Source organism: Rhodococcus sp. SBT000017 (genome assembly GCF_003688915.1).
GTDB lineage: Bacteria > Actinomycetota > Actinomycetes > Mycobacteriales > Mycobacteriaceae > Rhodococcoides.
Map to the genome: position 1 here is coordinate 1,068,561 of NZ_REFU01000001.1, position 13,538 is coordinate 1,082,098.

Genomic DNA, 13,538 nt, shown 5'->3' on the forward strand with positions numbered 1-13,538 from the left:
GTGCTCCTCTCGCCTGTGGTTCATTCGTTCCAGGCCGACGCGAGCAGGGCCCGTGTGTCGCGGAGCAACTGCGGCATGACTTTTGCGCCGCTGATCACGGTGATGAAGTTCGCGTCGCCGCCCCATCGGGGCACGATGTGCTGGTGCAGGTGCTCGGCCAGCGACCCGCCCGCGGCAGCGCCGAGGTTGAGTCCGACGTTGAACCCGTGCGGACGCGACACGCGCTTGATGACGCGGATCATCTGCTGCGTGAACGCCATCAACTCGGCGCTCTCCGCGGGCGTGAGATCTTCCAGTGCCGCAACGCGGCGGTACGGCACGATCATCGCGTGGCCGGGGTTGTACGGATACAGGTTGAGTACCGCGTACACCGATTCGCCTCGTGCGACGACCAGACCGTCCTCGTCGCTCATCTTGGGAATGTCGGAGAAGGGCTCGTTCGACTTCGCCGAGCCCTGGGGAGCCTCGGCGATGTAGGACATCCGGTGCGGCGTCCACAGTCGCTGCAACCGATCGGGCTCACCGGCCCCGGTGGCGACGATCGACTCGTCCTGTTCCGACATGATCAGCTCACTCCTGCGGGTTCGGTCTGCACGAGCTCGGCGGTCGGTGATGCGTTGTTGCGCTGAGAGATCCAGTCGGTGACGATAGCGATGGCCTGAGCCACGGGGACGCCGTTGACCTGCGTGCCGTCCCGGAATCGGAAACTCACGGCACCGGCTTCGACGTCGCGTTCGCCTGCGAGAAGCATGAAGGGGACCTTCTGTGCGGTCTGGTTGAAGATCTTCTTCTGCATCCGGTCGTCACTGGCATCGACCTCGGCGCGCACACCACGCTTCTTCAGCTCGTTCACCACCGCGAACAGGTGGTCCTGGTACACCTCGGCAACCGGGATGCCGACGACCTGGACCGGTGCGAGCCACGCCGGGAACGCGCCCGCGTAATGCTCGGTGAGCACCCCGAAGAAGCGCTCGATGGAACCGAACAGCGCGCGGTGAATCATCACCGGTCGCTCCTTGGTTCCGCCCGAGCCGGTGTATTCGAGCTCGAAGCGTTCGGGCAGGTTGAAGTCGAGCTGAATGGTCGACATCTGCCAGGTACGCCCCAGCGCATCCTTGGCCTGCACCGAGATCTTCGGTCCGTAGAACGCAGCCCCACCCGGATCGGGCACCAGGTTCAGGCCCGACGCCGCCGCCACCTCGGCGAGGGTGTTGGTCGCTTCTTCCCAGACCTCGTCGCTACCGACCGACTTCTCCGGGTTGCGAGTGGAGAGTTCGAGGTAGAAGTCGTCGAGGCCGTAGTCCTTGAGCAGCCCGAGAACGAACTCGAGGGTGCTGGTGAGCTCGCCGCGCATCTGCTCGCGGGTGCAGAAGATGTGCGCGTCGTCCTGGGTCATACCGCGCACGCGGGTCAGACCGTGGATGACACCGGACTTCTCGTAGCGGTAGACCGAACCGAACTCGAACAGGCGCAACGGCAGTTCGCGGTACGAGCGGCCACGGGAACGGAAGATCAGGTTGTGCATCGGGCAGTTCATCGGCTTGAGGTAGTAGTCCTGGCCGGGCTTGCGGACATCGCCGTTCTCGTCGAGTTCGGCGTCCAGGTGCATCGCCGGGAACATGCCGTCCCGATACCAATCGAGGTGACCCGAGACCTCGTACAGATGGCCCTTGGTGATGTGCGGGGTGTTGACGAACTCGTAGCCCTCTTCGATGTGCCGCTGGCGCGAGTAGTTCTCCAGCTCGTTCCGGATCACCCCACCCTTCGGATGGAACACCGGAAGACCGGAGCCCAGCTCGTCGGGGAAGCTGAACAGGTCCAGCTCGGACCCGAGCTTGCGGTGATCGCGGCGCTCCGCCTCGGCCAGCAGCTCGAGATGCGCATCGAGCGCTTCGGTGGACTCCCATGCCGTTCCGTAGATGCGCTGCAGGCCGGCGTTGTCCTGATTACCGCGCCAGTACGCAGCCGAACTGCGGGTGAGCTTGAACGCGGGCACGTACTTGGTGGTGGGGATGTGCGGTCCGCGGCACAGATCGCCCCAGATGCGCTCGCCGGTCCGGGGATTGAGGTTGTCGTAGGCGGTGAGCTCTCCCCCACCGACCTCCATGACCTCGGGATCGTCGATGCCGGACTTGTCGTCGATCAGCTCGAGCTTGTACGGCTCGTTCGCCAACTCCTCGCGGGCCTGCTCCACCGACTCGTACACCCGACGCGAGAACCGCTGTCCGGCTTTGACGATCTGCTTCATCTTCTTCTCGAGTGCCGTCAGATCCTCGGGAGTGAACGGCTGCTGCACATCGAAGTCGTAGTAGAAGCCGTCCTTGATGAACGGTCCGATGCCCAGCTTGGCGTCGGGAAAGAGCTCCTGAACGGCCTGCGCCAACACGTGCGCAGCCGAGTGCCTGATGACGCTTCGTCCGTCCTCGGTGTTCGCCGGAACGGGCTCGACCTCGGTGTCGCCCTCCGGTGCCCACGACAGGTCACGGAGCTTGCCGTCGGGATCGCGCACCACGACGACGGCGTCGGGTCCCTTGTTCGGCAGGCCGGTGTCGCGGAGCGCCGTACCTGCCGTCGTTCCTGCCGGCACCATGATGCGGGCGGGCGAAACGGCGGCGACAACGGGCATGCTCACAGCGATGTACTCCTCGATCGATTCTTCTGGCCAGGAAGGCCTCCGACAGCCTATCGGCAACGGTCCACTCGATTGGCCTCAGCGCGACGCGTGAAGTCAGATCGGGCTTTCGAGCCACGTCCAGTCGAGCCCGATCCAGCCCCCGACCAACGCTAACGTGCCCAGTAGCCACAGCGTTGCCAGCACGACGACCGTGGTGAACAGCACGCCGAGGCCCTTGACGAACATCGATTGCGTCGAGAACCACGCCATGAATGCGTCGTATCTCTTGCGGACAAATCGCAGCGCACTCTTGGCCCAGGCGAATTCCGAAGCCAGGATGCCCAGGCCCGCGAAGACGATCAACCAGCCGGGCCCCGGATACGGAATGGCGAGCACACCCAGCACCAACACGACTGTTCCGACGACTCCGACCGTTATTCGGTACGCGAGATCGAGGGACTTGTTCTCGGCGATGCGCGCCCGGAAGCGCCGGTGCTTCACCTTGGCTGTGTCCATCGGACCCTGGTCGGCGACGGCCCGGGGCTTCGACTGTTCGGTGCTCACCGGCTCAGGCTACCGGCCCCGAACGCAAGAAGGCCCACACCGACGAGCGGTGTGGACCTTCTTTTCTGTGGTCCCGGCTGGGATCGAACCAGCGACCTTCCGCGTGTGAAGCGGACGCTCTCCCACTGAGCCACGGGACCGAACGAGGCAAAACATTAACACGAGGTGCCACGGCGAACCGAATCGCCTGCCCGATCACCGAATACGTCGCCGGACCGCCTCCACTGGGCTGCTCTCGCCTCTGCTTTCACATCTTTCACATGCGTGAATCGTTCGAATTCCGCAGCTGACCACGAGATTTGTGAGTTTCACTCCCGTTGGGTTAATGTTTTCCCCGCACCACGGAGACAGCAACTGCCCAGCAGTGAACGCCTCCGGGGTATGCGGATGTGGCGCAGTGGTAGCGCATCACCTTGCCAAGGTGAGGGTCGCGGGTTCGAATCCCGTCATCCGCTCGAGGGTCTCGACCCATGGTGGAGTGGCCGAGTGGTGAGGCAACGGCCTGCAAAGCCGTGCACACGGGTTCGATTCCCGTCTCCACCTCGCTAGTGCATCGGTTGCAAGACCGATGCGAGGACACGCGCGATTAGCTCAGCGGGAGAGCGCTTCCCTGACACGGAAGAGGTCACTGGTTCAATCCCAGTATCGCGCACCAGAGTAAGAGCAGGTCAGAGGCACTTTCCGAGACGATCGGAAGGTGCCTCTTCTGCGTTCCCAGGGGCTCAACCCACACTGAACACACACCAGCCGGTTATACCCCGCCCTCCCGGCGTGTGCTCGTGTGTACTCAGCCGTTGCGAGCACTCGCAAGAGCGGCCGACACCAGACCCGCCGAGGCCGACAGGTCCTCATCGAAGAGCCCGACGTACACCCGCTGGGTGATGGCGACCGACGCGTGACCCATCCATCTCGACACGATCTCGATGCGCACGCCGGCCGAGGCGCAGAGACTCGCGAACGTGTGACGGAGTGTGTGCGCGCTCACGTCCTCTATCTCGGCGAGCTCGGCAGCGGGGCCGATCACGCGCTTGTTGAGGTTCCCTCTCCGCAGTGGTGCGCCCGTAGCGGACGTGAACACCGGATCACCGGGTGCCTTTCCCCGCATGTGCTCGCTCATGTCGTCCACCAGATGCGGGAACAGATCGAGCTGTCGAATCTTGTCGCCCTTCGGTAGTCCCGGCACGAGACGTCCACCAACTTCCGCGTTGGCGCGGCGGACATGGATCAGCCTCTTGTCCAGGTCCACATCACGCACCTGGAGAGCGGACAGCTCCCCCACCCGCAACCCGGAGTAAGACGCGAAGCGGATCAACAGACCATCGACGGACGCCGGCGCATTGGGCACGATCGGGAGCCCTTCGCCGTCGCGCTCTAACATCTTCTCGGCGTTACGGTCACGGGCCGCTCGCGTGAGGTTCGCTCGAAGCGAGTGCAGATAGTCCGCCGACCGAGCGAGACGGTCGACTTCGGCGTGAGTCAGGTACACATCACCAGTCGCGACGATCTTCGGCAGCGAGACCTTCGCAGCGGGATTCGCACGAATCAACCCGTCGTCTACCGCGAAGTCGAGCACCCCAGAGAACACGATCCACGCTTTGTGTACCGATGCCGCCGAGAGCGCCGGCGCACCGTCGCTCTTCTTCTTCCCCACCAACACGGCAACCCAAGCGGCGACGTCGCCGTGGGTGATGGAACCTACCTCTCGGTTCCTCCAGTCGGGCAGAACGTGGTTGTTCAGCATCGACGTGTAGTTCGCCTGGGTGTTCTCGGACTTGCTCACGAGAGAGTTTTTCCAGGCCGTAGCGACGTCGCCGACCGTGGTCTCCGACCGTCGCCGATCGATGTGCGAGCCGGTCGATAGCTCGGTGACGAGCGTCGTTGCACGAGCCTCGGCGTCCGTCCTCTTCTCGAAGCTCTCGTACTTCTGCGCTCCTGCCAGGTCCACGTAACGGACCTGGTACCGGAGGCCCTTCGGGACCTCGACTTCGCCTACGCTCTTCCATCCGCTCGGCCGCTTGATCCGCCGGCGATAGTCCGAGTAGTGGGTATCGAAGACTTTGACGTTGCCTGGTTTGCGGCGTGCTTTACGTGGGGTAGCGGAGTCGGTCACGGTAAGCGAGAGTACTCCCGGTGACCTCTTAACAACGTGTGTGTTCGCTGTCGGTCGCATTCCGTTACCGAACCGTTATGTAGGGCCTTGGCCTCCAGGTGAAGCTCGAAACTGTCAGTTTTAGCGGTCGAATTTTTCACTGTCGCCCGACCTGGGTGTTGTCAGCTGTGCCGATCAAAATGGACACGAGACTTGCTTGCGCACTTGGTGTTTCGGTGCCAGTCTTCAGCCATCGAGCCGCTTACCGACAGCGACTCTTTCATCCCCAGGAGAACCACATGACCACCTCGACACTTGCCCCCGCCCGCCAGATTCTCTCTGTGGAGCTGGTGGCAGAACGCACCGGACTAGCTCCCCAGACGATCCGAAACTGGGTCCAGCTCGGCAAGGGACCGCGATCGTTCAAGCTTGGTGCTCGGCGAGTGTTCGATGCCGCCGACGTCGATCAGTGGCTCATCGAGCAGAAGTTGAAAAGCGCGTAACCGGGACCGTCTCGCCATCCCAAGGCCGGCCAGCTCAAACCCACGCCGACTCGAAAGATGGTCCCCAGCAATGCCGCACACACAAGAAAGCCCCGGCGTTTCCGCCGGGGCCTCCCACCAAGTGACCCGCCTACCGCTAAGCGAACCGAACTCGTCTCCCGCGTTGCCGATTCTAGCGCGAGCGGCCGACATTCTCGAGTCTCCCGTCTTCTGGTCGGGGCTGGTCGTGCTCTGCAACGTCGCGGCGTTGGCCTCGATCTTGGCGGGTGGACGATGAACACGTTCAGCGAACGCGCCGACAAGCGAGCTGGATCGCTGGAGCGCCGCGCGGAACAGTGGGAATCCGGGGACGAACTGAGCGCCACCAGAGCCGCACAGGCGACGGCCGAGCGCATTCACAATCGTTCGATGCTGGACGCGTTCCTGACGGATCGCGTAGCGGTATTCGCGCCCGACAACGGCATGGCCGAGTTCCTCTCGATACTTCCCGACGCCGAGGACGTGGTGAACAGCGCCCTCAATTCGGGTCGAATGTGGACCGACGAGGACGGGGAAGGTGACCGCGACGTCCTGTTCTTTCGCGTGGACGATGACACCCGCTTACTGCTCGCCCCCGAGCACTTGGCCGAGCACCCCGGAGTGAGAGTGTTCGCGTCCGACCCTGGCCTACGGCTGGACCACCAGTTCGACCAATTCGCGGCGGCGGGTTTGGATCTGGACGACTTCACCCCGCTTGTCGAAGTCGAAACCGCTGAGACCGAAGCCGCCGAGCGGTTCTATGCCGCACCGCAAGCCTTCTCCAGCGTCGACATGTCGGTTCTCATGTGGAATTGGTCCCGTCTGAGCGCCAACGACATTCGCGCCGAGGCAGCCCGCCTGGACGCGTGCGAGACCGACGCCGAGGCATTCGCAGAACTGACCCGTCAGTTCCACGGCGCGAAGGCGCACGAGTTGGCCTGCGAACGCGACAACCCACCGGACGACAACCCCGAGGACACGATGACCGAGGACGAATACGACGGCCCTTGTGCCCTAGACCTGGCGCGACTCCGCAGTGAGCCGAGACCGCCGAAGGTCTGGTTGGAGACCGGCGTGGTGGCCGAAAAGTCCGTGACCAAATTCGTAGCGGGGTCCGGCGACGGTAAAACGATCCTGATCGCAGACATGGCAATCCATCATTCGCTGGGATTGTCCGCGCTCGATCGCGGCGACGACGGTCGACCGAGGCAGCTCGACGGCGGGCCGAAACGTGTGCTCTACATCGACGGAGAGGTAGGCGAGGACTGGTGGCTGGATTACCTGGAGCGGTTCGCGGCTCCCGCTGAGCTGCCCAACCTGTTCGTGGTGTCGATGGAGGACATTCCTGCACTCACCACCGACGCCGGAGTGGTCGCCATGACGAAACTGATCGAACGCTACCGGCCTGACGTCGTGGTGATCGACACGCTCTCCAGCTACATCGAGGGTGCGGAGAACGACTCAGACACGTGGATCGCATTCGACAACCGGATCACCCTGCCGCTCAAGGCAAAGGGTGTGACAGTGATCTACGCCGATCACACCGGCAAGAATCCCGAGTTGGGTGCTCGCGGTTCATCGGCCAAGCGCGCGAAGCTCGATGCGGAGTGGCTACTGAGTAAGCCGAGAGCCGACAGGAAGAACGAACTGCGTCTTTCGCGACTGAAGGATCGCACCGGGTCACTGCCCGAGAAGGTCGCACTCAAGCGCGTGGACGGCCCTCTCGCGCACGTAAGGATCACCGAGGGCAAGCTCACGCTGAAGGTCGTCGCCGGACGAGAGGTGCCCGAGGACGACAAGGTCGCCGCCATAGTCGAGCAACTCGATCAGTGGGACGTATCTGTCAAGACGGGGAGGCCGTCGATTGCGGCGCGACTGCGAGACGCCGGCTTCACCGCACCCGACGCGGCTATTCGACTTGCGATCGATCACCGCAGATCGAGGCCGCAGAAATGACAGATATGACGTCGAAAAACTGTGCGAAAACCTGTGCGCGGCCACCCCCTCTACGCACAGCGCCACGCACAGTTCGCACAGTCACGCACAGTTAGCCCAAACACGAACGAAACGCCAGTTCAGACGGCCTGAAACTGTGCGCCGCACAGTTACGCACAGCTCTTCAAAGGTGCCCGTACGCACAGTTGCCCATACCGAAGGTTGGGCACTGTGCGCACACCCCGGAACGAACACAACCAACAGGAGCAAGAAATGCCACACATCACGAACACGACCTTCAATCCGAACACACCGCCGAGCTTCGCCGAAGACATCGCCGAGGAACTCTCCGAAGACGAGAGCCCCGATCTACTCTCGGCGAGTGCCGTGGAGGCCGGAAACCGGCTCGCGATGGCAGCCGCCGGAGAGCGAGACATGCGAGCTGTAGTGGGCACCACCCAAGTCGGTGCCGCACAGCGGGACTTGCGTCTGAGTGAGAGCCGCGCTGAAGCTGCTCGACATCGCGCAGACCTGGACGCCGCCAGAGGTGGTCCCACCATCACCACGGCGCTCAAGGGCGACGTCGGCGCAGCCGTGAGCGATTGCCTAGGGCTCGAAGACCTCGCACGGCAGGCGTCGGCTATCGAACACCGCATCAGCGCCGAGGTCGGCGAACTGGAGGCGGCAAAGACGCAAGCGGCCGAGGACGCCCTACTGGACGAGCTGTTGTCGGACGGATGGGATGCCAGCGGAGCCAAGCGGGCCGTCCCAGCGATACTCGCGCCGTTCATGCGCGCCGTAGAAGTAGATCGACCCAAGGGCGGGCCAGGCGGCTTTGCGGTGGACGTCCGTGCTCGCCTGGCACGGCAGCACGCGTACCGGAACACCAATCGAGTGCTCGAAAACCTCGGCGGGATCGAAAAGCTGCTCAGTTCTCGCACACAACGTCTTCTCGATCAAGCCGGCACGGCAGCGGACACCCTGAAGGCAGCGGGCCTGTCTGTCGACGCCACGGCCGAAGACATCGTGGAGCACGACGACCCGGCCGTATCGGCAGCGTGGAGGGCTTGGCGGGAAGCCGTGAGCCGGTGGACCGAGGTGCAGTCCACGCGGAGGTGGCTCGCAGTCGCCCTTTCGTCCGGGTTCGACCCGAAGCGGCCTCTGGAGTTGCTGAACGACACAGACGCCGAGCAGCTCTCGTGGCGGCATCAGTTCGTCGGCGCAGATTTGTGGGTCGCGTGTGAGGGGTCGCATATGGCCCTTGTCTGGTGGCTTGCACACGGACGACCTGCACCGGCAGGGGTAGCGGCACTGCTCGACGGAGGGGTCTCATGACCACCAACGGGTTTGGAAAATACCTCGGAGACGATCACCGGATCGCGGCGATACTGCGCGCCAAGAAATCGGCAGCTGAACGCGACGAACGCAAGCGCGCGCACGAGAACGAGATGGCCCTGAAGAGGAGCAAGCGGCAGGCCGAGCGAGAGGCAGCCGCCGAGACCGCCAACGCTCAGACGCAACTCGACGCCGGTCGGCAGTCCGGTGGAGGGTCACCGATCAAGACGGCTCAGGCGCGAGCTAACGCCGGACGTGGGTTCGGCCGGTACCTCGACCAGTAGGCGCACAGCGTGGCGTACAGCCCCGGCATTCCATCGCGGAGTGTCGGGGCATCGTCGTCTCGACCCCAGGGGGTCCACCTCCCCCCACCCCCTCAAACGGAAGGCAGCCCCGTACTGCCGATCCTCACGCGAGCGGTGCTAACCGTATCGGCCCCAAGCGCCTGACCTGGCGTTTTACCCCCTCTCGGGCCCCTCCAGCCCGACCATAGAGCGACGTTCAAACCACTAGCGGGGCGAAATGCCCTGGCGCTTAATACTTTTCACCTCGCCGCCAGCGGGTGCCACTAGCGGGGAGGAACTTTTGACAGCGTCGATAGCCTGACTGCATACCTCAACCGGGTACCCCTACTACTCGAATGCGAGTGCACACCATGCCGATTCAGCAACCGACAGCCACCACCAAGGCGGAGCACATCGCGGCAGCGGAGGCGGCGCTGGCGAAGGCGTACCGCCTCGCGGATGGCGACGAGAAGGTGTCCCCCGATTTCTGGGGCATCCTGGCCTCGATCCACCTGGGGATTGCGGGGCTGAAGTGAGCGCCGCCGAGCGGGTAGAGCTGCTCGCCATCTTCACCGACAAGGCGACAGAACTCGGTATGCAGCTCGACGCCGACGACCTGGAGGTAGTGCGCCGAGCGCAACAGGCAGCCGATGCGGCCGACCGCTGCGCGCGTGACCTCGCAACGCCGGGACTCTCCACCACAGGTGCCCGTTCGTTGATGGCCGAGCAACGCGCGCAGAGCCTCGCACAAACCAAGTTGATGGCCGACGTTGACCGTCGTCTCGACGTCGCAGCCGCGCAAGGTGGTGCGAGAGGCATCCGAGGCACGTACACCGGCGACGGCAGTCAGAACCAGGCCCGCGACTCTGAGCGGGCCAACCGTCGCGGGGAGACTCGGCAGAGCCGCACGGCCGCTCGGAGGGCATGAGATGGCCCGCCCGATCGCCGTACCGGTGAAGCCGGACACCAGCAGGGCCGGCGACGAGCTACCGGCCGACCTTCGGCCCGACGCCTGGCGCGAGTGGCTGTCCGAGGTCCACGTCGAGCCGACGACGGAGTTCGAGAAGGACATCGCCTACCCGGACGGCTGGACTGCGAACCCGTTCGGCTCGACGGCCGAGAAGCGGGCCTACGCCCTCCCGACGCCGGTCGAAGGGTGGCGCGACGAAGTGGCCGCACAGCTGCAATGGCGTGCCCGCGACGACTGGAGGGCCGCGCAGTGACCACCGCCGACGTGTCTCTGATCGTGCCGGCGACGTGTCCACGCGGACACCGGCTGGAGCCTCGCACGGTCACGCTCGACGTTCGGGTCGTCCAGCACACGAAAACGTCTCGACGTCTCGACGCGACGTCTTGGACGTGCGTGCCCTGCCTGCGCGCCGAGTGCTACACGGCGCAAACGGGTGAACCTGCGCCGGAAGAAATTCTGAGCCCCGAGAACTTCTGCCGGCAGCATGGCTGGGCATCTTCGAGCGGGTGGCACAAACGGGTCCGCTTCGGCAGTGGACGACAGTTCACCGACCGCGACGACACCCCCGACAAGAAACGGAACAAGAGCATGCCTCACCGCGACCCGACCGCCGTTGCGGCACTCAGCGCAACCGTGGGAGCTACACAGAACCGACCCGAGCCCACGTGGCGCGACTTTATCGACCTCACCGAATTGCCGACCGAGAGCGACCGTCACGACGTCGAAGAACTCGGACTCGACGCCTGGCGCGAAGCGCGCGCTTACGGACGGTACCGGCGACACCGCCACGGACGCGCGGCATGAGCGGATACCTCCAGCGCCGGCGGCAGCGTCCGCCGATCATCGCCGTAACGGGTCTCGACTCAACACACACTCAACACACACAAGCCCCGGAATCCCACGGTTTGGCCCGGTACGTCGAAGTTGACTCCAAACGGCATAATGGCAGCTAGCAAGGCTGTTTGGGATAGTCAGGTACGTGCCGGTAAACGCCGAAACGCCACGAACCGATAACTGACACGGAAGAGGTCACTGGTTCAATCCCAGTATCGCGCACCACAAGAAAGACTAGGTCAGGCCCCCTTTCGAGGGGGCCTGATTTGTTTGTACCGGAGTCGCCTTCGATCCGTGCTGCCCGACGTCATGACGAGACCTGTGTGCGGGTCCGTCCGGTAACCAGATAACCGAATGCCGTGGCCAATACGTACATGAGGAACGAGTAGACAGCGGCCGGTATCGCCACCTCGGTGCTTTGGAGCACGCTCAACGCGACTGTGAGGGCAACGGTGGTGTTATGGATTCCGATTTCCATCGAGATCGCGATGGACTGCGGCTCACCCATCTTCAGCAGTCGCGCAGCACCGTAGCCGATGGCAAGGCTTGCCAAGCAGAACAACCCCGTCACCAGTCCGACCTGTTCGAGGTAACCGACAACGTTTGATCGCTCGCCGACAAGGGCGCCGACCGCCACCAACACCAAGATGACGATCGAGAAGATCCGGACCGGTCGATCCGCGCGTTCGGCGAACGCCAGGGAGCGATTGCGCACCAGCATTCCGAGTGCTACCGGAATCAGCACGATAGCTATGACCTGCACTATTTTGCCGAACTGCAGGCCCAATTCACCGTCTGCATCGAAGTAAGCGATGGCGAAGTTGGTGATGACGGGAATGGTCACGGCCGCCAGAACCGAATTGACCGCGGTCAATGTGATGTTGAGTGCGACGTCCCCACGGAACAGGTGCGAGAACAGGTTCGCGGTGGTCCCGCCCGGAGATGCGGCCAGCAGCATCACTCCGACAGCCAGCAATGGCGGCAGGTCGAACAGCAGAATCAGTCCGAATGCGAGAACAGGAAGAACCAAGATTTGGAGAGCCAGGGCTATCACAACGGCCCGCGGCGTGCGCGCGGTGCGTCGGAAATCCTCGACGGTCAGCGACAGTCCGAGTCCGAACATGATGATCGCGAGTGCGATGGGCAGAAACGTCGAGATCAATACCGAGTCGTCCATGGATTCCTTCTGGTGCGGGAAACGTGAGATGAGTGTGCGGCATTCGTCCGTTTCTGGCGAGAGTTCGATGAAGAGAATGGACATGAGTTGTTCGCGTCACGCGGTCGATTCGACCTCTTCGACGGGTCATCGGCGCGCATCCCGAAATCAATTGTGGTGATTCACGCCATAGAAGTGCACAGTGGAGACGACGCACACACTTCGACGGAAGGACACTCACGTGTCGGACGATGCTCAGAGCGAACCCACAGTCGACGACGCCACCCTGGAAGAGGCGAAGAAGTCCGTCGAGGGCCTCGACGACCGGTATCGCCCCGGTGCCCGGCCCACCGTGGCCCTTCCGGGAACCAACGGCACCGTCGCCGGGACCGCCTTCGCGGACATGGTCGACGACAACGGTGAGATGGTGGACGCCGATGAACAGGGCTCCACCGACTCCGACGGGTCTGCTGACGACGCTGACACGGATCACGTCGACACCCAGGAAAAGGTAACGTCCTCGAACGATGCCTGAACTCGATGGACCCGACGCCCCCGCCGACATCGATCTCGGCGGGGGCGTCGCCTTTCTGCACACACCCTCGATACCGTCACGCGGCGGCCTCGTTCTGACGCACGGTGCGGGCGGAAACTGCGAGTCGCTGCTGCTGCAGCGCATCGCCGCAGTATGGACAGCAGCCGGGTTCACGGTGCTGCGGTTCGACCTTCCCTTTCGAGTACGCAAGCCCAAGGGACCGCCGCACCCGTCCCGGTCGGCCGAGGACCGGCTGGGCATCGCCGAGGCCGTCGAACGCCTTCGCGCCGAGACCGACGGATTCATCGCATTCGGTGGGCATTCCTACGGTGGCAGGCAAGGGTCGATGATCGCGGCCGAACAACCGGGTCTCGTCGACGGACTCGTCCTGACGTCCTATCCCCTGCACCCGCCGGGCAAGCCGGAGAAAGCTCGTACCCATCACCTTCCCGAACTACGGACACCAGCGGTGGTGGTGCACGGTACGAAGGACCCGTTCGGCACCACTGCCGAACTGAGCGCTGCGCTCGCGCTCGTCCCGGCCCCCACACTGCTCGTCGACATCGAGGGTGCAGGCCACGACCTCGCTCCGGCCAAGTACGACGCAGCGACGAAGACCCTTGCCGGTGCCGCCTCGTTGTTCGGTACTCCGACGTCCGATTCGTCGGTTGTCGTCCCGCTCTTCGACCCGTCGCGCTGAA

Annotated in this window: 15 protein-coding genes and 4 tRNA genes; 13 read left to right on the forward strand and 6 right to left on the reverse strand. The window is 63.8% G+C overall.

Going from position 1 to position 13,538, the window contains the following annotated elements; all coding sequences use genetic code 11:
* Window positions 1-20: 20 nt before the first annotated feature.
* From AYK61_RS04645 to AYK61_RS04660, 4 genes are all read right to left on the reverse strand, one after another.
* The gene (locus tag AYK61_RS04645) at window positions 21-563 is read right to left on the reverse strand and encodes an HIT domain-containing protein (protein WP_121869988.1); all 543 of its coding nucleotides are present in this window, start codon (window positions 561-563) and stop codon (window positions 21-23) included.
* Window positions 564-565: 2 nt separating this feature from the next.
* A complete protein-coding gene (gene thrS / locus AYK61_RS04650; protein WP_121869989.1) occupies window positions 566-2,626 on the reverse strand; it encodes a threonine--tRNA ligase in 2,061 nt (686 codons plus the stop codon).
* A 102-nt stretch (window positions 2,627-2,728) separates the two neighbouring features.
* Window positions 2,729-3,130: a TIGR02611 family protein gene (locus AYK61_RS04655; RefSeq protein WP_121872438.1), complete on the reverse strand. Its 402-nt coding sequence runs from the start codon at window positions 3,128-3,130 to the stop codon at window positions 2,729-2,731.
* 116 nt (window positions 3,131-3,246) lie between these two features.
* Window positions 3,247-3,318, reverse strand: a tRNA-Val gene (locus tag AYK61_RS04660).
* Window positions 3,319-3,561: 243 nt separating this feature from the next.
* Here AYK61_RS04660 and AYK61_RS04665 point away from each other — a divergent pair.
* The 3 genes from AYK61_RS04665 (at window position 3,562) to AYK61_RS04675 (ending at window position 3,833) form a co-directional block, all read left to right on the forward strand.
* Window positions 3,562-3,633: transfer RNA gene (locus AYK61_RS04665), tRNA-Gly, on the forward strand.
* A gap of 17 nt (window positions 3,634-3,650) precedes the next feature.
* Window positions 3,651-3,721 (forward strand) — tRNA-Cys (locus AYK61_RS04670).
* Between the two features lie 37 nt (window positions 3,722-3,758).
* Window positions 3,759-3,833, forward strand: a tRNA-Val gene (locus tag AYK61_RS04675).
* A gap of 132 nt (window positions 3,834-3,965) precedes the next feature.
* Here the strand turns inward: AYK61_RS04675 and AYK61_RS04680 are convergent.
* Window positions 3,966-5,288 (reverse strand): site-specific integrase, encoded by a 1,323-nt coding sequence (locus tag AYK61_RS04680; protein WP_183130151.1) that lies wholly within the window; start codon window positions 5,286-5,288, stop codon window positions 3,966-3,968.
* A gap of 278 nt (window positions 5,289-5,566) precedes the next feature.
* Here AYK61_RS04680 and AYK61_RS27220 point away from each other — a divergent pair, with 278 nt between their 5' ends.
* The 8 genes from AYK61_RS27220 to AYK61_RS27010 all read left to right on the forward strand — a co-directional run bounded on the left by AYK61_RS27220 (window position 5,567) and on the right by AYK61_RS27010 (window position 11,116).
* Window positions 5,567-5,770 (forward strand): AlpA family transcriptional regulator, encoded by a 204-nt coding sequence (locus AYK61_RS27220; RefSeq protein ID WP_183130152.1) that lies wholly within the window; start codon window positions 5,567-5,569, stop codon window positions 5,768-5,770.
* 273 nt (window positions 5,771-6,043) lie between these two features.
* Window positions 6,044-7,744 carry an AAA family ATPase gene (locus AYK61_RS04690; RefSeq protein ID WP_121869992.1) on the forward strand — a complete coding sequence of 567 codons (1,701 nt, stop codon included), beginning with the start codon at window positions 6,044-6,046 and terminating at the stop codon, window positions 7,742-7,744.
* Between the two features lie 252 nt (window positions 7,745-7,996).
* The gene (locus tag AYK61_RS04695; protein ID WP_121869993.1) at window positions 7,997-9,058 is read left to right on the forward strand and encodes a hypothetical protein; all 1,062 of its coding nucleotides are present in this window, start codon (window positions 7,997-7,999) and stop codon (window positions 9,056-9,058) included.
* The gene (locus AYK61_RS04700) at window positions 9,055-9,342 is read left to right on the forward strand and encodes a hypothetical protein (RefSeq protein WP_121869994.1); all 288 of its coding nucleotides are present in this window, start codon (window positions 9,055-9,057) and stop codon (window positions 9,340-9,342) included. Before AYK61_RS04695 ends, AYK61_RS04700 begins: the two co-directional genes overlap by 4 nt.
* 356 nt (window positions 9,343-9,698) lie before the next feature.
* The gene (locus tag AYK61_RS27005; protein WP_147458295.1) at window positions 9,699-9,878 is read left to right on the forward strand and encodes a hypothetical protein; all 180 of its coding nucleotides are present in this window, start codon (window positions 9,699-9,701) and stop codon (window positions 9,876-9,878) included.
* Window positions 9,875-10,270, forward strand: coding sequence for a hypothetical protein (locus AYK61_RS04705; protein WP_121869995.1), 396 nt, complete (start codon window positions 9,875-9,877; stop codon window positions 10,268-10,270). The genes AYK61_RS27005 and AYK61_RS04705 overlap by 4 nt, the downstream gene beginning before the upstream one ends.
* Before the next feature lies 1 nt (window position 10,271).
* Entirely contained in the window at window positions 10,272-10,565 is a 294-nt protein-coding gene (locus AYK61_RS04710) for a hypothetical protein (protein WP_121869996.1), read from the forward strand.
* Between the two features lie 335 nt (window positions 10,566-10,900).
* Window positions 10,901-11,116, forward strand: a complete 216-nt coding sequence (locus AYK61_RS27010) for a hypothetical protein (RefSeq protein WP_147458296.1) — start codon at window positions 10,901-10,903, stop codon at window positions 11,114-11,116.
* A gap of 337 nt (window positions 11,117-11,453) precedes the next feature.
* Here the strand turns inward: AYK61_RS27010 and AYK61_RS04720 are convergent, their stop codons facing one another.
* The gene (locus AYK61_RS04720) at window positions 11,454-12,323 is read right to left on the reverse strand and encodes a bile acid:sodium symporter family protein (protein WP_121872439.1); all 870 of its coding nucleotides are present in this window, start codon (window positions 12,321-12,323) and stop codon (window positions 11,454-11,456) included.
* A gap of 220 nt (window positions 12,324-12,543) precedes the next feature.
* On the opposite strand from AYK61_RS04720, the gene AYK61_RS27225 reads away from it, so the two are divergent.
* Together AYK61_RS27225 and AYK61_RS04730 are read left to right on the forward strand one after the other, a co-directional pair.
* A complete protein-coding gene (locus tag AYK61_RS27225; RefSeq protein WP_183130153.1) occupies window positions 12,544-12,837 on the forward strand; it encodes a hypothetical protein in 294 nt (97 codons plus the stop codon).
* Entirely contained in the window at window positions 12,830-13,537 is a 708-nt protein-coding gene (locus AYK61_RS04730) for an alpha/beta family hydrolase (RefSeq protein WP_121869998.1), read from the forward strand. Before AYK61_RS27225 ends, AYK61_RS04730 begins: the two co-directional genes overlap by 8 nt.
* The last annotated feature ends 1 nt before the right edge of the window (window position 13,538 follow it).

Bases quoted from the DNA above. Each gene is read 5' to 3' on its own strand.
- AYK61_RS04645 (WP_121869988.1), bottom strand. From the start codon at position 563: ATGTCGGAACAGGACGAGTCGATCGTCGCCACCGGGGCCGGTGAGCCC.
- thrS (WP_121869989.1), bottom strand. From the start codon at position 2,626: ATGCCCGTTGTCGCCGCCGTTTCGCCCGCCCGCATCATGGTGCCGGCA.
- AYK61_RS04655 (WP_121872438.1), bottom strand. From the start codon at position 3,130: ATGGACACAGCCAAGGTGAAGCACCGGCGCTTCCGGGCGCGCATCGCC.
- AYK61_RS27220 (WP_183130152.1), top strand. From the start codon at position 5,567: ATGACCACCTCGACACTTGCCCCCGCCCGCCAGATTCTCTCTGTGGAG.
- AYK61_RS04690 (WP_121869992.1), top strand. From the start codon at position 6,044: ATGAACACGTTCAGCGAACGCGCCGACAAGCGAGCTGGATCGCTGGAG.
- AYK61_RS04695 (WP_121869993.1), top strand. From the start codon at position 7,997: ATGCCACACATCACGAACACGACCTTCAATCCGAACACACCGCCGAGC.
- AYK61_RS04700 (WP_121869994.1), top strand. From the start codon at position 9,055: ATGACCACCAACGGGTTTGGAAAATACCTCGGAGACGATCACCGGATC.
- AYK61_RS27005 (WP_147458295.1), top strand. From the start codon at position 9,699: ATGCGAGTGCACACCATGCCGATTCAGCAACCGACAGCCACCACCAAG.
- AYK61_RS04710 (WP_121869996.1), top strand. From the start codon at position 10,272: ATGGCCCGCCCGATCGCCGTACCGGTGAAGCCGGACACCAGCAGGGCC.
- AYK61_RS27010 (WP_147458296.1), top strand. From the start codon at position 10,901: ATGCCTCACCGCGACCCGACCGCCGTTGCGGCACTCAGCGCAACCGTG.
- AYK61_RS04720 (WP_121872439.1), bottom strand. From the start codon at position 12,323: ATGGACGACTCGGTATTGATCTCGACGTTTCTGCCCATCGCACTCGCG.
- AYK61_RS04730 (WP_121869998.1), top strand. From the start codon at position 12,830: ATGCCTGAACTCGATGGACCCGACGCCCCCGCCGACATCGATCTCGGC.